An 18,189-nucleotide genomic window follows, 5' to 3' on the forward strand; every position below is an offset into this window, starting at 1 on the left:
CGCGCTCACACGGCGCCGAGCCGGCGCGCGTAGTCGCCCGGATCCAGCGGGCGGCTGAACAGATAGCCCTGCTGCATGTCGCAACCGATCTGCTGCAGGAACCACGATTGCGCCTGCGTCTCGACCCCTTCGGCCGTGACCTTCATCCCGAGCGAATGCGCCATCGCGACCACGGCCTGCGTGATCGCCACCGAGTCGTGATGATCGGGCACGCCCGACACGAACGAGCGGTCGACCTTCAGGTTGTGCAGCGGAAAGCGCTTCAGGTACGCAAGCGATGAATAGCCGGTGCCGAAATCGTCGACCGAGATCCGCACGTTCATGTCCGTGAGCGCCTCGAGCATCGGCAGCACGGTGTCCGTGTCGTTCATCAGCAGTCCTTCGGTAATCTCGAGTTCGAGCGCGGACGGATCGAGCCGCGTCTGCGCGAGGCAGCGACCGACCGATTCGACGAGCCCTTCATGGAACTGCCGCGGCGACAGGTTGACGGCCAGCATCAGGTCGGGCGCGATCGTGCGGCGCCATTCGGCCGCCTGCCGGCACGCGGTTTCGAGCACCCACTGGCCGATCGCGACGATCAGCCCCGTATCTTCCGCGACCGGAATGAACTCCGCCGGCGACATCGGCCCGAGCTCGGGGCTCGTCCAGCGCAAGAGCGCCTCGGCGCCGACCGTGCGGCCGCTGCGCGCGTCGACGACGGGCTGATACGCGAGCCGCAGCATGTCCGACGACAACGCGCGCCGCAGCGACTGCTCGATCGCGAAGCGGCGTTGCAGCCGCAGGTTGAGCTGCGCGGTGAAGAACGTGAAGTGGTTGCGGCCGCGCTGCTTCGCGTCGTACATCGCCGAATCGGCATTGCGCATCAGCGTGACGGCATCGTCGCCGTCGCGTGGCGCGACGCTGATCCCGATCGACACGCCGAGCCAGTATTCGTTGTTCGCGATCGCGAACGGCTTCGCGATCGCGTCGATCACCTCGCGCGCGAGCACCTCGAGCCGGTCGGGATCGTCGCAGTCGTCGACGAGGATCACGAACTCGTCGCCGCCGACCCGCGTCAGCGCGTGCTGGCCGCCGCCGCAGGCCGCGAGCCGCGCGGCCACGCTGCGCAGCAGCGCGTCGCCCGCGTCGTGGCCGGCCGTGTCGTTGACCTTCTTGAAACCGACGAGATCGATGAACAGGATCGCGACGCGCGCGGGCCCGCCCGCCGCATCGTGTCCGCCGAACAGCTCGCGCATGCGGTCGCCCAGCCAGCGGCGGTTGTAGAGGCCCGTCAGCGCATCGCGCGTCGCGAGGTAACGCAACTGCTGCTGCGCTTCGCGCACGGGGCCGATGTCGTTGAACGACACGATCACCGAATCGGCCTGCTGCTCGCCCGGCTTCACGATCGGCACCGCGTTGCCGCGCACCCAGATGATGTCGCCGTCCGCCAGGCCGAAGCCGACCGTGTAGCCGAGCATCGGCGTGGCCGTCTCGAGCGCGCGCCGGCTCGGCCACTCGTCCGGCGCGATCGGCGTGCCGTCCTCGTGCAGCTTGCGCAGGATCACCGTCGACAGCCGCCGGCCGACGAGGTCGCCCTTCACGCGCATCATCCGGTTCGCACTCGGGTTGCTCGCGACGACGACGCCGTCGCGCGACACCACGACGATCCCTTCGTTCAGGCTGTTGACCACGAGCCGGTGATGTTCCTCGCTGCGCGCGAGCTGTCGCGCGATCCGGTCCTGGTGCACCGCGAGGCCGACGCTGTTGCCGATGTCGCGCAACAGTTCCGTTGCCTCGTCGCCCGGCCGGCGCGGTGTGCGGTAATAGACGGCGAATGCGCCGAGCACGACGCCCGCGTCGTCGAGGAACGGCACCGACCAGCACGCGCGCAAGCCCAGCGGCAATGCGACGGCCCGGTAGTCGGCCCACAGGGGATCGGTTTCGATGTCTTCGACGACGACCATCCGGCGCAGGTACATCGCCGTGCCGCACGAGCCGGCGGCAGGCCCGATCGACGCGCCTTCGATCGCCGTGCTGTACCGCACCGGCAGCGAGGGCGCGGCACCGACGTGCACGTGCACGCCGTCGGGATCGAGCAGCAGGATCGTGCATGACGCGCCGTCGCCGAGCAACGCCTCGGCGCGCCGGCAGACCTCGACGAGCAGTTCCGGCAGCGGTGTGTTGCGCGTGATCAGCCTCAGCACGCTTTGCTCGGATGCGAGCACTTCCGCCGCGAGCCCGGGACTGTAACGAGAACTTTGCGGTTCGGTATTCAAGATGAATCCTGCCGTCTGTCCGATCGGGTCTGATGCGCCCGATTCGTTTTCGATCCTTCGTGCCGAATTTCGCTCCGGGTTTACGCCGATGCCCGGTGCGCCCCGTATTGCGCGCGGTGCCAACGCGCGCCGAAATACATTTAACACCAATCCGTGACCAGCGGCGCATCCACGTGCATCAGGGGTTACGCGTGGTCGATGCGGTGCTCGCAGCCGACAGTCAGCTCGCCGAAAGACTTGCACGCGGTGCGACGGCCCGAGGCAGCGCCACGCGTTGCGCGCACCGCTTTTGCAAACGGTTTGTCAGACTGTGGCGACGCTGTGCTCCATTCGCATTCAATCGTCCATGCCGGGATGCGTGCGTGTCACGGCCTTCAACGCGTCGATCGCGGCCGCGACCGACCCGCTCGAGGGCGCCGCATACAGCGCGCCGACCGTTTCAGGCATCGTCGACAGCTTCAGCGGCAACCGGCCGACGCGCTCCCCCGCACTCGCGGCGAGCTCGAACGCGCGGGCCGACTGCACGAACAGGCAAGGCGACTGCTCGGCCACGATTCGCTTGTGCAGTCGGATAGTATGTGCAGCATGCGTAGCGGGTCGACTTTTCAACCAATATGCCTGCCACAGACAAGGATCGAATTCGTGGAAATAAAGACTCCTCCCGTCCGCCCCCTGCTCACGCTGCCGCTGCTCGCACCCTCGATCTGCAACGCCGAAGCCGGCGAGCTGGGTGGGGTCGTGGATCTGGCCTTCTACCTGCTGATTTTCTTCGTGGTCTGGGCACTGTTGACGGGTGCCGTCTCGTGGCTCCTGCGCAAGCAGCCGCCCGGCAAACGCGGCGGGCTGACGCTGCTGTTCTTCAGCTTGCCAGTACTCGTCCTGTTCGGCTGGGGCGCGCTCGATCAGTTTCTGGGCACACCGGGGCATCACGTCGACGGCACGGCCGATCGCCCCATCGTCGTGGCCGGTGTGTCATTTCCCGCCGGAAGCGAAGTGCAATACGTGCAGACCGGCGGCGGATTCTGGAACCGCCAGCCTGTCGGCGCACGGTCCGACACCAGCGTCAGAATGGGCGCGCTGGAAATCAAGGGGCTTCTGCGCCAGGATTTCGATGCCGACGTCTGGAGCGTCACGCTGACCCGGCCGCAAACCATCGACGGTTGGTCCTGCGCACCCGACAGTGTCGTGATGCGATGGCAACCCGACTCCACGCAGCGGCAGCTCTATCAATGCGCGCTTGCCGCGCCCAGGACGATTGGCGTGATCGACTGGCCCGCCGTCACCCGCGTCAACCGCGGCAACGATGGCAACTGGATGCTGTCGTGGCTCGGCGTCGATCATGACGCGCCGCCCGCCAACGTGATCGGCATCCGGTTTGGCGCCATGCGGGCGACATACGGCCCCGCACTCGATCTGAAAACGTGGTCAGCCAACTTCGCCGACAGCGACACGGCCGTCGGCGACTATCTGTTTTCCAGCGACAGCACGACCGACGCGGCCTGGGTCGCCGGCAACGACTTCCGCATCGAGGGGAAAGGCCGAAACGCGAAAACCGGCGAGGCGGTCGATTGCGTGCTGCTGCAACTCGCGCAACATCGGTTTGCGCCGTGCCAGCGGCACGCCGGCTGACCCGATACGGGCCGCAGCCACAGCGCGTACCCTTGCATACATGATCTAATGTCGGCGGAAGGCCGCGCTCGTTCGTGTAGACAACGCAGCGGCCCATGCCCGATCACCTGCCGCTGCAAAGGATCGCATGATGCCCACAACCGAAATCAAGGCGCTCGTTTTCGATGTCTTCGGAACGATCGTCGACTGGAGAAGCGGCGTCGCACGCGGCGCCGCCGCGTTCCTCGACCGCCATGCCCCCGCGCTCGACCCGTTCGAATTCGCCGATGCGTGGCGGGCCGAATATTCGCCGTCGATGGAAGAAATCCGCAGCGGCCGCCGCCGCTACGTGCGCCTCGACGTCCTGCACCGCGAGAACCTGGTGCGCACGCTCGACCGCTACGGGATCGACGACGTGCCCGACGCCGACATCGACACGCTCAACCTCGCGTGGCACAGCCTCGACCCGTGGCCCGACGCCGTCGCGGCGCTGCAACGGCTGAAGCGACGCTTCATCATCGCGCCACTGTCGAACGGCAACATCCGGCTGATGGTCGACGTCGCGAAACGCGCGGGGCTGCCGTGGGATGCGATTCTCGGTGCGGAGGTGGTCCGCGCGTACAAGCCGTCGCCGCAGGTCTATAGCGATACGGTCGAGATTCTCGGCGTCGAACCGGCCGAGCTGTGTCTGGTCGCCGCGCACAACGGCGATCTCGCGGCCGCGCGCCGGCAGGGGCTGTCGACCGCGTTCGTGCTGCGGCCGACCGAACACGGCCCGGGCCAGACGACCGACCTGAAAGCCGATGATGCGTGGGACTTCGACGTCAGGGATCTGAACGAGCTCGCGGACCGGCTCGAATGCCCGCGTTGAAAACCGGGTTCCGGTGCGCGGTCGCGGGGTGGCCGGCGGCTCGTGGGGCGCCGGCTCCCAAAGCCTAGCGCGCCGACGCCGTCTCGACCGCTCGCCCCCGCGCCGCCATCGCGAGGCGCCGCCAGTTGCGCGCCGCATACCGGTGCGCCTGCTGCAGTGCGAGCCACAACCCGATCTGCCGAACCGGCTTGAAAAGGCCGCGTGCACTGAACACGGTGCGCCGCTCGACGCGGGTCCTGCCGCCTTCGATCGGCGTCAGCGTGAATTCGTCCTCGAGCAGGCCGACCCAGTCGCGGCACCACACCGTCGACGCCACCATCCGGTAACGCAGCCGGCGAGGCTCGTCGAGCACGAGAATCCGCTGGTCGATGGTGCCGCGATCAGTCGTGCACTGCCGCGTGTTGCCGACGGCCGGCACGCCTTCGAGCACGCGGCAACTGACCGGCTTCGGCACGCCGAGGCGGAACAGCAACGGCCGCGTGTCGTCCATCCGGGCATGGAGGAAATGCGGCCAGACATGCTCGGGCCGGCAATCGAACGTCCACTGCGAATGAATTTCCACGACCGTCTCCTGGCGGCTGTCGGTGCGGCAATGATGGCACAACCGCCCCGCCGCCTCCGTTACTTCACGACCGCCCGCCACGCGGTGCGCGCGTAGATGAGCAGCAACGGCAGCAGCGCGAGCGCGAACAGCAGGCTGAGCGCCAGCACCCATACCGGCCAATCTTCCGGATTCCCTCGCGCCCAGTAGCGGTAAGGCACGCTCAGGAACCCGATTTCCATCAGCAGCGCGCCGAGCGGCACGAGCCCGTTCATCACCGCCGCCACGCCGAAGCGGGCCGCGCGGTCGAGGTACCGGCCGGCGCCGTACGCCGCGATCAGGTAGAGGAAGTACCCGATCATCGCGACCATCAGCCCGCCGCCGGCCAGCAGGCCGACACTGCGCACGCTGCGTTCGTGCCATTGATCCGCACCGGGCGGCAACACGACATCGATCCGCTCGCCGATTTCCGGCGCGCCGCCGGAACGGACGTTGCCCGGCATCACCACGCGCTTGCCGTCGGGCAGCGCCGCTTCCAGTATCGACGTGTATTTCAGGCACTGATACCGTTCGGTCCGCCCGTCGCTGTCGCGGCGCTCGCAGGTATCCCACTCGGACGTGTAGGACACGACGGTCGCCTCGTATTTCGGCGAGACGGCCAGTACGTAGAGTTCGTCGCCGATCCAGTACGCGAACGGGAAGAACAGCGACACCAGGCAGAAGCACACGAGCCACCAGAACGCGACCGCGCCGCGATTCGGCGCCCCCTTCGCACCGTGCCTGGCGCCGGACTGGCGGCGCACCATGCGCGACGCGAGCCAATAAGCGGCCACGGCAAAGACCGCCACACACACCACGAAGACCTTGCCCGCATGCGTCAATGCCATCTGTCTTGCCCCCGGTTCCCCGATTCCCCGATTCTTCAATGCTTCGCTTGCCGGCAGGTTCGCCGCCGGGTCGTGTTCACGCACTGAACCGCACAACCGCCTTCGCCGCGGCCACGTCACGCGCTATTCCGGCTCGCCGACGAATCTCAGCTTCCCCGATTCCCCCGACAGCAGCGCGCGATTCGCGTCCGCCGCCGCGCGCAGGTAATCCCACAGCGCGGTCACGCGCCGCAGCTTGCGCAGATCCTCGCGGCAGGTCAGCCAGAAGCACCGCGTGACGACCACGTCGTCCGGCAGCACCGGCACCAGCGCCGGCTGCGTGGCCGCCATGAAACACGGCAGGATCGCGAGCCCGCCGCCCTGCAACGCCGCGAAATACTGCGCGATCACGCTCGTCGTGCGCAGCCCGGCCGTCGCGCCCGGCACCGCGCGGTCCAGGTACAGCAGCTCGTTGCTGAACGCGAGATCGTCGACGTAACTGATGAACGCGTGCTGCGCGAGATCGTCGGTGCAGGTGATCGGATCATGGTTCGCGAGATAGTCGCGCGTCGCATAGAGCCGCAGCTGGTAGTCGCACAACTTGGTGACCACGTAAGGCCCGCGCTCGGGCCGCTCGAGCGTGATCGCGAGGTCCGCCTCGCGCTTGGGCAGGTTGACGAAATGCGGCACCGGCAGCAGGTCGACCGTCACGTGCGGGTGCTCGGCACGAAACTGCGCGAGCTGCGGCGCAAGGAAAAAGCAGCCGAACCCTTCCGTCGACCCGATCCGCACATGGCCCGACAGCGCCTCGCCCGTGTTCGCGACCTGGTCGCACGCGGACTGCACGGTCGTCTCCATCGCGTCCGCGTATGCGACGAGCCGCTGCCCTTCGGCCGTCAGCGTGAAGCCGCCGGAGCGCGACTTGTCGAACAGCAGCGTGCCCATCGCGGCCTCCAGCGCGCGAATGCGCCGCGCGACGGTCGTGTAGTCGACGCCCAGCCGCTTCGCGGCGCCGCTCGCGCGCTGCGTGCGCGCGACTTCGAGGAAAAAGCGCAGGTCGTCCCAGTTCAGGTTGCCGGAAACCGGCTCGATGGCGTGTCGCATTAGCGAGGGAAAAAGGGGTAAGGGTCTGTTTGCATATGGAACGCCCATGCGTTGCCACGAGAACGGCCGCTCGCGAGGCGCGCGACGCCGCGAATACTGACGTATTCGCAAGGAGCGCAACGCGGCGAGCGGCCGTTCTCGTGGCAACCCCAAACTAAAAAGAACATGTCACGGGAATGCCCGAAATCGCCCGTATGGCGGCGTCGCTCGTCGCTTGTTTGGCTCGGCCAAACGGCGCTCCTCACTTCTTGCCCTACGAGCGATTTCGGGCATTCGCATGGGCGTTCCATATGCAAACAGACCCTATGTCTCCGGGCCGGACGTCGATATGCATAAATGCACATCCAACCGGTTTCTTTATCGGTACATCATGAATCTGCGCATAACTATACTCGACCGTGACCTGCGGACCATGAGCCGCGGGCAATAAAACCGGAGACACCATGCAGACCCGATCCACCCTCGATGAGCATGCGACCATCGCGACGCCGGCGCCCGAGCGCACCGCGAAGCACTACCTGCTGGCCGGCTGGGCCAGCATGGCCGGCACCACGATCGAGTGGTACGACTTCTTCCTCTACGGCACCGCCGCCGCCCTCGTCTTCAACCGCATCTTCTTCCCGTCGCTGGACCCGGTCGTCGGCACGCTGGCCGCGTTCGGCACGTTCGCGGTCGGCTTCATCGGCCGGCCGATGGGCGGCATCGTGTTCGGCCACTTCGGCGATCGCATCGGCCGCAAGTCGATGCTGATGATCACGCTGCTGCTGATGGGCGTGCCGAGCATGATCATCGGGCTGATCCCGTCGTACGATCGCATCGGCTACTGGGCTGCCGCGCTGCTGATCGCGATGCGCTTCCTGCAGGGGATGGCGGTCGGCGGCGAATGGGGCGGCGCGGTGCTGATGGCCGTCGAACACGCGCCGAAGGGCCGCAAGGGGCTGTTCGGCAGCCTGCCGCAGACGGGCGTCGGGCTCGGCCTGATCCTGTCGTCGGTCGCGATGGCCGCGGTGGCCGCGCTGCCGGAAGCCGACATGCTGTCGTGGGGCTGGCGCGTGCCGTTCCTCGCGAGTATCGCGCTCGTCGGCCTCGGCTGGTTCATCCGCGCGAAGGTGCCCGAATCGCCCGACTTCGAGAAGATGCAGCGCCAGGGCAAGGCCGAGAAGTCGCCGGTGACGGCCGCGCTGCGCCGCCATCCGCGCGAGGTGTTGACGATCGTCGGCGCGCGCGCCGCCGAGAACACCTGGTTCTACATGGTCGTCACGTTCGCGCTCGCTTACGCGACGCAGCAACTGCACCTGCCGAAGGCCGAGATGCTGCACGCGATCACGGCCGGCGCCGCGCTGTCGCTCGTCACGATGCCGCTGTGCGGCCACCTGAGCGACCGCATCGGCCAGCGCCGGATGTTCGCGATCGGCCTCGTGCTGATGTGCGCGTTCGCCGCGCCGTTCTTCATGATGCTCGGCACGCAGCAGACGTCGTACGCGTGGTGGGCGATCGTGCTCGGCCTCGGCGTCGTGTTCCCGATTCTCTATGCGCCGGAATCGCTGCTGTTCGCGCAGCAGTTCCCCGCGGAAATCCGCTACAGCGGCATCTCGCTGTCGGTGCAACTCGCCGGCGTGATCGGCGGCGGCTTCGCGCCGATGATCGCGACGTCGCTGCTCAAGGCCGGCGGCGGCCAGCCGCACTACGTGATCGCGTACGTCGTCGGCTTCGGCGTATTCGCGCTCATGTGTACCGCGTTGATGCGACCGGCCCGCGCGTGAGCGCGCCGGCCCGCATTCGATCGACTTCAGTTCAGCCTGCTGCCCGCCGCGCATGCACGCGCGGCGCAAGCAGACACCCTTTTCGTCGTCACACCGCTTTACGGAGACATCCATGAACGCCGCAGTTCCCCAGACCACCCTCGCCCTGCCCACCGCCAAGCTGCTGATCGACGGCGCGTTCGTCGAATCGCAAAGCGCCGAATGGGGCGACATCGTCAACCCGGCGACGCAGGAAGTAATCGGTCGCGTGCCGTTTGCGACGCTCGACGAGGTCGATGCCGCGATCGCGTCCGCGCAGCGCGCGTTCCAGACCTGGAAGATGACGCCGATCGGCGCGCGGCTGCGCATCATGCTGAAGTTCCAGGATCTCGTGCGCCGCAATCTCGAACGGATCGCGCACACGCTGACGGCCGAGCAGGGCAAGACGCTGCCCGACGCGCAGGGCGACATCTTCCGCGGCCTCGAAGTGGTCGAGCACGCGTGCTCGATCGGCACGCTGCAGCAGGGCGAATTCGCGGAGAACGTCGCGGGCGGCGTCGATACCTACACGCTGCGCCAGCCGATCGGCGTGTGCGCGGGCATCACGCCGTTCAACTTCCCCGGCATGATCCCGCTGTGGATGTTCCCGATGGCGATCGTGTGCGGCAACACGTTCGTGCTGAAGCCGTCGGAGCAGGATCCGCTGTCGACGATGCAGCTCGTCGAACTCGCGATCGAGGCCGGCGTGCCGCCGGGCGTGCTGAACGTCGTGCACGGCGGCAAGACGGTGGTCGACCGTCTCTGCACGCACCCGGACATCAAGGCGATCTCGTTCGTCGGCTCGACGCGCGTCGGCACGCACGTGTACAACCTGGGCAGCCAGCACGGCAAGCGCGTGCAGTCGATGATGGGCGCGAAGAATCACGCGGTCGTGCTGCCCGATGCGCATCGCGAACAGTCGATCAACGCGCTCGTCGGCGCGGGCTTCGGCGCGGCCGGCCAGCGCTGCATGGCGACGTCGGTCGTCGTGCTGGTCGGCAAGGCGCGCGACTGGCTGCCCGAACTCGTCGAGAAGGCGAAGGCGCTGAAGGTCAATGCGGGCGCGGAAGCCGGCACGGACGTCGGGCCGGTCGTGTCGAAGGCCGCGAAGGAACGCATCCTGTCGCTGATCGACGAAGGCGTGAAGGCCGGCGCGAAGCTCGAACTCGACGGCCGCAACGTGAAGGTGCCCGGCTACGAGCAGGGCAACTTCGTCGGCCCGACGATCTTCTCGGGCGTGACGACCGACATGTCGATCTACACGGAGGAAATCTTCGGGCCGGTGGTGGTCGTGCTCGAAGCCGACACGCTCGACGAAGCGATCGCGCTCGTCAACCGCAACCCGATGGGCAACGGCGTGGGCCTGTTCACGCAGAGCGGCGCGGCTGCACGCAAGTTCCAGAGCGAGATCGACATCGGCCAGGTCGGCATCAACATCCCGATCCCGGTGCCGGTGCCCTACTTCAGCTTCACCGGCTCGCGCGGCTCGAAGCTCGGCGATCTCGGCCCGTACGGCAAGCAGGTCGTGCAGTTCTATACGCAGACCAAGACGGTCACCGCGCGCTGGTTCGACGACGACGCGACGGCGGGCGGCGTGAACACGACGATCGCGCTGCGCTGACTCCGGGAGCCTGCACATGGAAATTGCATTCATCGGACTCGGCAACATGGGCGGCCCGATGGCCGCCAACCTGCTGAAAGCCGGCCACGCGCTGACGGTGTTCGACCTCGACGCGCACGCGGTCAACGTTGCGGTGCGCGCCGGCGCGACGGCCGCCGGCTCGCCGCGCGAAGCGGCCGCGCGCGGCGCGATCGTGATCACGATGCTGCCGGCCGCGCAGCACGTGCGCGCGGTCTACCTCGGCGATGACGGCGTGCTGGCCGGCGCACGCGCCGGCGCTGCGCTGATCGACTGCAGCACGATCGATCCGGGCACCGTGCGCGCGGTGGCCGAGGCCGCCGCGCAGCGCGGCTTCCCGCTCGCCGATGCACCCGTGTCGGGCGGCACGGGCGGCGCGCAGGCCGGCACGCTGACCTTCATGGTCGGCGCGGACGCCGCGCTGTTCGAGCGCATCCGCCCCGTGCTGCTCGACATGGGCAAGAACGTCGTGCAGTGCGGCGGCACGGGCACCGGGCAGATCGCGAAGATCTGCAACAACCTGCTGCTCGGGATCTCGATGATGGGCGTATCGGAGGCGATGGCGCTCGGCGCGGCGCTCGGGATCGATCCGGCCGTGCTGGCCGGCATCATCAATACGTCGACCGGCCGCTGCTGGAGCTCGGACGCGTACAACCCGTATCCGGGCGTGAGCGACACCGCGCCGGCCGCGCGCGGCTACGCGGGCGGGTTCGCGGCGAACCTGATGCTGAAGGATCTCGGGCTCGCGACCGAAGCGGCGCGCAGCGCCCACCAGCCGGTGTGGATGGGTGCGCTCGCGCAGCAGCTCTATCAGTCGATGAACCAGCAAGGGCTCGGCACGCTCGACTTCTCCGCGTGCGTGAAGCTGTACGAGGCGCAGCCGGCGTAACCGCCGCCGCCCGCACCGGACGTGCGTCGACCCGCGATGTGCCGGAACGGCATCGCGGGTCGTTTTGCATGCGGGGGAAGGAAAACGGGCGGCGCAGACGCGGCGTCAACGAACGCCGCCGGTCGCTCAACCGCGCGGGTTCGACGCCGTCTCGAAGGTCGGATGGCACTCGAACGCAAGTTCGGAGCGCGCGCCGACCCGGCTGCCGCTGGTCAGCGATTCCTGCTTCATGCTCGCGCGCATCCCGCGCTGCGTGCAGTAGTTGGTGGCTTCGTCGACGGCTTTCGTATGGGCGTCGGCCCACGTCGTCGACACGCCGACCGTGCGCGTCGTCACGGTATAGACATTCGGGTTCGACGTCGCGGTCACGTCGGAAGCGGTCGAACACGCGGCGAGCAAGCATGCAGCAGCCGCGACGGTCAACCATCGCAAGGTTCGAAAGGAAACTGGAATGGACATGGGGGGCAGGCGCGCGCCGTTCGACGCGCATTGAGCAACATAGGCGACAGTATGCCTGCTCGATCGCCGGAGATCATGCCCCTTTCAGTGAACACATTGTTTCGAATGGTTAAACGATGAGGAAAATGGGGCAATATTTCCACTCTCTTTCAGGGCCAGATACGACCGGCGGGTAGTTTTTGCCCGGTCGGCCTGCCCCATCGCGCTGCCGGACGGCCGCGGCCGATCAGCCCGTGGTTTCCTGCCGGATCCTTCCAGCGCCGCCACGTCGCCCCACCAGGGCGGCCGCCCGGCCTGCTCCCGGCGCATCGCGCGGGGATCCTCGCGCCCAGTCCGGCCATTTGCAGACCGGCGAATGGGTCGCCGACGTCCCGCTTGCCGCCGCACAGGCACATCGCTTGCGTCATGCACGCGCCCGCCGCTCCGGCGGACGGCATCTTTCCCTCAACCGGCGCTGCGCACCGCGCGACCCTTCGCGCGGCGATCCCGCATCGCAAGCAGGTTCCATGAACGAGAGGACAACATGAAATCAATACGAACGCTGGTCGCCCTTTGCTCGGTCGTTTCCGTGCTCGCGGCGTGTGGCGGCGGCGACGACGCCGGGACCGAACTCGGCATCTCGAAGCCGCAGGCGCGCTTCATCAACGCGGTGCCGGCCGGGCCGAACCTCGACTACTACCTGAACGCGAAGCTCGACCAGGGCAATATCGCGTACAAGGGCGTGACGCGCTATCACGACGTCGACTCGGGCACGCAGAACGCGAGCTACGACGTCTCCGGCACGACGACGACCATCGCCGCGCAATCGTTCAGTGCGGCAAACGGCCATCACTACACGACGATCGCGCTGCCGAGCACGACGTCGCTGATCTCCGTGATCGACGATCCGTACGCCAAGGGCCTGCTGTCGGACAAGGCGCGCGTGCGCAGCTTCAACGCGTCGCCGAATGCACAGAACGTCGACGTGTACGTCGTGCCGCCCGGCACGGACATCACGACGCAAAGCCCGACGCTCGCGGGCGCGGCTTATCAAAACGCGGTGCCGGCATCGACGCAGGATTCGATCTACCTGAACGGCGGCAGCTACCAGGTGATCGTCACGACGGCAGGCAGCAAGACGCCGATCCTCAAGACCGCGCCGGTCACCATCAACAACAACGCCGACTGGCTGCTGCTGACGATCCCGTCGGGCGGGGTCGGAGACGTGACGCCGAACGATATCCACGTGCTGGTTGCGCAGGGCAACGACGCCGATGCGTCCGCGCAGGAACTCGGTCCGCAGTAAGGACCGCTCATGATTGCGGCGGGCGGCGCGATCGTGCCGCCCGCCGCCTCTTCCCGTCACGCGGTCAGTTGTTCCGCTCCAGGACGATCACATGCTCGGCGCGCGTGCCGTCGCCGTGCTCGACGTCGACATCGCCGACATGGCGTACGCGCCAGCCCGGCCGCGTCGCGATCTGCGGCATGTTGCCGGACGGACGGCTCTCGATCCCGCCGAGCCCTTCGTCGGGCGTCTCGACCGCTTCGTCGAGCGACGCATTCGAATAAATCACGTTGTCGTGCCACTTCGACGCGCCCGCGGCGGCTTCCATGCCCTTGCCGTCGACGTCGACCGTGTTGTCGGTCATCGCCATGTTCGCGTTGTCGAGCGTCGGGATCCGCGCGGCCGCTCGCCGTACGGGGTCGCCGCTGTCGGGCGCCTGCGTGCCGCGCTCGATCGGCGGCAAGCCGGTCGGCATTTTCCCGGCGATCCTCTCGGGCGTCAGCGGACGCTGCGCGACCTGCGCCGCCTGGGTTGCCGCGTCGGGCATGTCGCCGGCCGCCGGCGTCTTCACCGGGCTCTTCTCGATCTGTTCCCGCTGCTGTTCAGGGGTAGGGTTCGATTCCGCGTTCTGCATTGCACCTCCTCGTCCGGCCGGCGCGCGCCGGCATCAGGGCTGCCGCCGCCGGTCCGGGAATCACTACAACGGTCCTTGCAAATCTTTCATGGGCACGGCCCGACACGCACCGCGCCGGGCGCACGTGCCAGGCCGGCACGGCCCTTCATACGGACGGCGCACCCGGGCACAACCGGCGCGCCGCCGGCGCACCGTCCGCCCCACGCGTCAGCCGTGTCAGCCGCCGCTCGCGCCGCCCGGCGCGGAAGCCGCGCCCGGCATGCTCGCGCCGCTGTCGCCACTGCTGCCGGCCGCCCCGCTGCTCGGCGTACCCGATGGCGCGGTGGACGGTGCGGCCGACATGCCGCCCGTGGCGCTCGATTCCGAGCTTGTGCCGCCGTTGTCGCTCTTCTTCTGGCAACCCGCACCTGCCGCCAAGCCCGCAATCAGGATGCCGGCGAAGACGGCTCGCGATACATGTCGAAGTGAATATCGCTGCATGACACCTCCGCTGATGTCGATGTGGATGGAGCCCGCAGGCGCGCAATTCGCGTGCCGGCCCCCGCCGCCGCGGCCGCCCGCTACCATTCATTTTTCAAATGACGCCCAACCGAATATTTAATTTCCCATCGCGTTGCCGGCCTTCCATACTCGCGAACAAATCCGAGACATAACGTCCACGGCGGCCGGGCCGGCGCAGCGTTCGCACGTTGCCGGTCACGCGCCCCGCACATGGAAGGAGACAACGGCGTGCAACTGGAAGCCACCCACCGCCCGGGCATCGTGCCCGGCGCGGACGACGCATCGCATCGAACCGATTCGGCCGCGCGCGACCCCGCGCTGAGTCCGCGGCTGCACAACGCCGACCTCGCGCCGACCCAGGCCGACGGCCGGACATGGGGCCGCTACAGCATCTTCGCGCTGTGGACCAACGACGTGCACAACATCGCGAACTACTCGTTCGCGATCGGGCTGTTCGCGCTCGGCCTGTCGGGCTGGCAGATGCTCGCGTCGCTCGCGATCGGCGCGGTGCTCGTCTACTTTTTCATGAACCTCACCGGCTACATGGGCCAGAAGACCGGCGTGCCGTTCCCGGTGATCAGCAGGATGAGCTTCGGCATCTACGGCGCGCTGCTGCCCGCGATGATCCGCGCGGTGATCGCGATCGCATGGTTCGGAATCCAGACCTATCTCGCGTCGGTCGTGCTGCGCGTGCTGCTCACCGCGATCTGGCCGGGCCTCGCCGCATTCGACCAGAACGCGATCTTCGGGCTGTCGACGCTCGGCTGGGTCACGTTCGTCGCGATCTGGCTCGTGCAGATCGGCATCCTCACGTACGGGATGGAAATGGTCCGCAAGTACGAAGGGCTCGCCGGCCCGGTCATCCTCGTCACGACGCTGTCACTCGCCGCGTGGATGTTCAGCCGCACCGGCGGCCATCTCGCGATGTCGATCGGCAAGCCGCTGACCGGCTTCAGGATGTGGACGGAGATCTTCGCGGGCGGCTCGCTGTGGCTCGCGATCTACGGCACGCTGGTGCTCAACTTCTGCGATTTCGCGCGCTCGTCGCCGAGCGCGAAGACGGTGCGGGTGGGCAACTTCTGGGGCCTGCCGGTGAACATCCTCGTGTTCGCGACGATCAGCTTCGTGCTCGCCGGCGCGCAGTTCAAGCTGAACGGCCACATCATCCACAGCCCGACGGAAATCATCGCGACGGTGCCGAACAAGCTGTTCCTCGTGCTCGGTTGCCTCGCGTTCCTGATCGTGACGGTCGCGGTGAACATCATGGCGAACTTCGTCGCGCCGGCCTTCGTGCTGACGAGCCTCGCGCCGCACCGCCTGTCGTTCCGCCGCGCGGGCCTGATCAGCGCGACGGTCGCCGTGCTGATCCTGCCGTGGAACCTGTACAACAGCCCGATCGTGATCGTCTACTTCCTGTCCGGCCTCGGCGCGCTGCTCGGCCCGCTGTACGGGATCATCACGGTCGACTACTGGCTCGTGCGCAAGCAGCGCGTGAACGTGCCCGACCTCTATACCGAAGCGCCGACCGGCGCCTACTTCTACACGCGCGGCGTGAACCGCAAGGCGCTCGCGGCACTGGTGCCGTCCGCGCTGATCTCGATCACGCTCGCCGTCGTGCCGGCCTTCAGCGCGATGACGCCGTTCTCGTGGCTGCTCGGCGCGGCCATCGCGGGCAGCGTGTACTGGCTGCTGGCCGATCGCAACCGGCACTACGAGGCGCGCTCGGGCGAATCCATCGCGGTCGCCTGCACCCAACACTGAAACACCTGCATACGGAGTCGCAATGAGGATCCTGGTAGTCAACGTCAACACGACCGAGTCGATCACCGACGCGATCGCCGCGCAGGCGCAGGCCGCCGCGTCGCCGGGCACGGAGATCGTCGGGTTGACGCCGCGCTTCGGCGCCGAGTCGGTCGAAGGCAACTTCGAGAGCTACCTCGCGGCGATCGCCGTGATGGATCGCGTCATGCACTACGACGAGCCGTACGACGCGGTGATCCAGGCCGGCTACGGCGAACACGGCCGCGAAGGCCTGCAGGAACTGCTGACGGTGCCGGTCGTCGACATCACCGAAGCGGCCGCGAGCGTCGCGATGCTGCTCGGCCATCGCTACTCGGTCGTCACGACACTCGACCGCACGGTGCCGCTGATCGAGGATCGCCTGAAGCTCGCCGGGCTCGACGCGCGCTGCGCGTCGGTGCGCGCAAGCGGCCTCGCGGTGCTCGAGCTCGAGGAGAACCCGGCCCGCGCGATCGAGTCGATCGTCGGCCAGGCGCAGCGCGCTGTGAAGGACGATCACGCGGAAGTGATCTGCCTCGGCTGCGGCGGGATGGCCGGCCTCGACCGGCAGATCGAGGAATGCACGGGCGTGCCGGTCGTCGACGGCGTCTCGGCCGCGGTGGCGCTCGCCGAGTCGCTGGTGCGCCTGAAGCTGAAGACGTCGAAAGTCCGCACGTACGCGCCGCCGCGCCCGAAGCGGATCGTCGGCTGGCCGGGCACCTTCGCACAATGACGCGGCGCCGGCCCGCTGCGGCGTCGCACTCGCGCAGCGGGGCGCCGGGAGGCACATCGGCATGCGGGACCCACTAGACCCGAACACCCTGCCCCGCGGCGCGTCCGACGCCGCGGACGCGCTCGACGTGCTCGATGCACGGCTGATGCGCATCCTGCTCGTGCTGCTGACCGAGCGCACCGTGTCGCGTGCGGCTGTGCGCCTGAACATGTCGCAGCCGGCCACCAGCGCCGCGCTCAAGCGCCTGCGCACGCTGCTCGGCGATCCGCTGCTGGTGCGCAGCCGCTACGGGATGGTGCCGACCGAATTCGGCGCGCGGCTGATCGAACCGCTGCGCAACGCGCTGCGCGTGATCGACTTCATCCGCATCCAGCAGCCGAGGTTCGATGCGCGCACGTCGGTGCGGACCTACCGGATCGGCTGCCCCGACTACCTGAACGTGCTGTTCGTGCCGAAGCTCGTCGCGCTGTTCCGCGAACGCGCGCCGGACGCACAGCTCGTGTTCCATCCGCTCGGCGACGGCTTCGACGACGAGCGCGCACTGGCCGACGGCGAGCTCGACATCGTGATCGACAATCGCCCTGCCCGCGCGTCGCGGTTCCGGCAGGACGACCTGTTCGACGATCGCGTCGTCTGCCTGATGCGCGCGACGCATCCGCTCGCGCGGCGCGGCACGATGACGGCGGCCGAGTTTGCCGACGCGCCGCAGCTGTGCCCGACACCGTCGTGGCTCGAGGCGTCCGGCGCGATCGACCGGCAACTCGAACGCGTGGGCCTGCAGCGGCGGATCGTCGTCACGCTGCCGCATTTCGAACTCGCCGCGCATGCGCTCGTGCGCACCGACCTGCTGCTGACCACCACGTACCGGCTCGCGCGGCACTACGCGAAGCTGCTGCCGCTCGCCGCCGTCGCGCTGCCGGCCGAACCGCCGGATATCGTGTACCGGATGACCTGGAACGAATCGGCGGCATGCGCCGAGGGCGTGCGCTGGCTGCGCGGGCTGATCGCGGAAGCGACGCGTGCGTGGCTCGATGCCGAGGCGAGGCAGCCGGCGGTGGCGGCGGTGGCCGCCAGTGCAGTCGTGGACGTGGACGCGGACGCGGACGCACGGAATAGCACGCCGGTCGCGGCCGATCCCCCCGAACCCGCACGACGCACGCGCCGCAGGCGGGCCACGCATTGCCACGCGCCGCATCCTCGGCGTGTCGTCCAAGCGGCACGCCTCCACCGCCTCGCGACGAAGTCGCATTGACGGTCGTCATTCA

At 68.1% G+C, this 18,189-nt stretch carries 17 protein-coding genes; 10 read left to right on the plus strand and 7 right to left on the minus strand.

Annotation, left to right across the window (positions count from 1 at the left end; genetic code table 11):
* Positions 1 to 5: 5 nt before the first annotated feature.
* The gene (locus tag CFB47_RS27160) at positions 6 to 2,255 is read right to left on the minus strand and encodes a bifunctional diguanylate cyclase/phosphodiesterase (protein WP_089462870.1); all 2,250 of its coding nucleotides are present in this window, start codon (positions 2,253 to 2,255) and stop codon (positions 6 to 8) included.
* A gap of 336 nt (positions 2,256 to 2,591) precedes the next feature.
* Positions 2,592 to 2,807, minus strand: a complete 216-nt coding sequence (locus CFB47_RS27165; protein ID WP_256946759.1) for a hypothetical protein — start codon at positions 2,805 to 2,807, stop codon at positions 2,592 to 2,594.
* A gap of 90 nt (positions 2,808 to 2,897) precedes the next feature.
* Here CFB47_RS27165 and CFB47_RS27170 point away from each other — a divergent pair, with 90 nt between their 5' ends.
* Both CFB47_RS27170 and CFB47_RS27175 read left to right on the plus strand, forming a co-directional pair.
* Positions 2,898 to 3,884 carry a hypothetical protein gene (locus CFB47_RS27170; protein WP_089462871.1) on the plus strand — a complete coding sequence of 329 codons (987 nt, stop codon included), beginning with the start codon at positions 2,898 to 2,900 and terminating at the stop codon, positions 3,882 to 3,884.
* 127 nt (positions 3,885 to 4,011) lie between these two features.
* Positions 4,012 to 4,734, plus strand: a complete 723-nt coding sequence (locus CFB47_RS27175) for a haloacid dehalogenase type II (RefSeq protein ID WP_089457908.1) — start codon at positions 4,012 to 4,014, stop codon at positions 4,732 to 4,734.
* A gap of 64 nt (positions 4,735 to 4,798) precedes the next feature.
* On the opposite strand, the gene CFB47_RS27180 is transcribed toward CFB47_RS27175, so the two are convergent.
* The 3 genes from CFB47_RS27180 to CFB47_RS27190 form a co-directional block, all read right to left on the minus strand.
* On the minus strand, positions 4,799 to 5,296 hold the full coding sequence (locus tag CFB47_RS27180; RefSeq protein WP_089462872.1) for an SRPBCC family protein: 498 nt from the start codon (positions 5,294 to 5,296) through the stop codon (positions 4,799 to 4,801).
* A 59-nt stretch (positions 5,297 to 5,355) separates the two neighbouring features.
* A complete protein-coding gene (locus CFB47_RS27185) occupies positions 5,356 to 6,162 on the minus strand; it encodes a uracil permease (RefSeq protein ID WP_089462873.1) in 807 nt (268 codons plus the stop codon).
* Between the two features lie 123 nt (positions 6,163 to 6,285).
* A complete protein-coding gene (locus tag CFB47_RS27190) occupies positions 6,286 to 7,245 on the minus strand; it encodes a LysR family transcriptional regulator (protein WP_089462874.1) in 960 nt (319 codons plus the stop codon).
* Positions 7,246 to 7,688: 443 nt separating this feature from the next.
* Here CFB47_RS27190 and CFB47_RS27195 point away from each other — a divergent pair, with 443 nt between their 5' ends.
* From CFB47_RS27195 to mmsB, 3 genes are all read left to right on the plus strand, one after another.
* A complete protein-coding gene (locus CFB47_RS27195) occupies positions 7,689 to 9,008 on the plus strand; it encodes an MFS transporter (protein ID WP_089462875.1) in 1,320 nt (439 codons plus the stop codon).
* Between the two features lie 112 nt (positions 9,009 to 9,120).
* On the plus strand, positions 9,121 to 10,647 hold the full coding sequence (locus tag CFB47_RS27200) for a CoA-acylating methylmalonate-semialdehyde dehydrogenase (RefSeq protein WP_089462876.1): 1,527 nt from the start codon (positions 9,121 to 9,123) through the stop codon (positions 10,645 to 10,647).
* 16 nt (positions 10,648 to 10,663) lie between these two features.
* The gene (mmsB, locus tag CFB47_RS27205) at positions 10,664 to 11,554 is read left to right on the plus strand and encodes a 3-hydroxyisobutyrate dehydrogenase (protein WP_089462877.1); all 891 of its coding nucleotides are present in this window, start codon (positions 10,664 to 10,666) and stop codon (positions 11,552 to 11,554) included.
* A gap of 126 nt (positions 11,555 to 11,680) precedes the next feature.
* Here the strand turns inward: mmsB and CFB47_RS27210 are convergent, their stop codons facing one another.
* A complete protein-coding gene (locus tag CFB47_RS27210) occupies positions 11,681 to 12,013 on the minus strand; it encodes a hypothetical protein (RefSeq protein ID WP_089442876.1) in 333 nt (110 codons plus the stop codon).
* 523 nt (positions 12,014 to 12,536) lie between these two features.
* On the opposite strand from CFB47_RS27210, the gene CFB47_RS27215 reads away from it, so the two are divergent.
* The gene (locus CFB47_RS27215; RefSeq protein WP_089442877.1) at positions 12,537 to 13,298 is read left to right on the plus strand and encodes a DUF4397 domain-containing protein; all 762 of its coding nucleotides are present in this window, start codon (positions 12,537 to 12,539) and stop codon (positions 13,296 to 13,298) included.
* A 64-nt stretch (positions 13,299 to 13,362) separates the two neighbouring features.
* On the opposite strand, the gene CFB47_RS27220 is transcribed toward CFB47_RS27215, so the two are convergent.
* On the minus strand, positions 13,363 to 13,911 hold the full coding sequence (locus CFB47_RS27220; RefSeq protein ID WP_089462878.1) for a DUF3005 domain-containing protein: 549 nt from the start codon (positions 13,909 to 13,911) through the stop codon (positions 13,363 to 13,365).
* 259 nt (positions 13,912 to 14,170) lie between these two features.
* On the opposite strand from CFB47_RS27220, the gene CFB47_RS41815 reads away from it, so the two are divergent.
* The 4 genes from CFB47_RS41815 to CFB47_RS27245 all read left to right on the plus strand — a co-directional run bounded on the left by CFB47_RS41815 (position 14,171) and on the right by CFB47_RS27245 (position 18,176).
* Positions 14,171 to 14,512, plus strand: coding sequence for a hypothetical protein (locus tag CFB47_RS41815; RefSeq protein WP_256946760.1), 342 nt, complete (start codon positions 14,171 to 14,173; stop codon positions 14,510 to 14,512).
* A 110-nt stretch (positions 14,513 to 14,622) separates the two neighbouring features.
* Positions 14,623 to 16,173 carry an NCS1 family nucleobase:cation symporter-1 gene (locus tag CFB47_RS27235; RefSeq protein WP_089462879.1) on the plus strand — a complete coding sequence of 517 codons (1,551 nt, stop codon included), beginning with the start codon at positions 14,623 to 14,625 and terminating at the stop codon, positions 16,171 to 16,173.
* Positions 16,174 to 16,195: 22 nt separating this feature from the next.
* Positions 16,196 to 16,924, plus strand: coding sequence for an aspartate/glutamate racemase family protein (locus tag CFB47_RS27240; RefSeq protein ID WP_089442880.1), 729 nt, complete (start codon positions 16,196 to 16,198; stop codon positions 16,922 to 16,924).
* Positions 16,925 to 16,985: 61 nt separating this feature from the next.
* Positions 16,986 to 18,176: a LysR family transcriptional regulator gene (locus CFB47_RS27245; protein WP_089462880.1), complete on the plus strand. Its 1,191-nt coding sequence runs from the start codon at positions 16,986 to 16,988 to the stop codon at positions 18,174 to 18,176.
* Positions 18,177 to 18,189: the final 13 nt, after the last annotated feature.

This window comes from Burkholderia sp. AU27893 (genome assembly GCF_002223205.1).
In the GTDB taxonomy this organism is placed as follows: Bacteria; Pseudomonadota; Gammaproteobacteria; order Burkholderiales; family Burkholderiaceae; genus Burkholderia.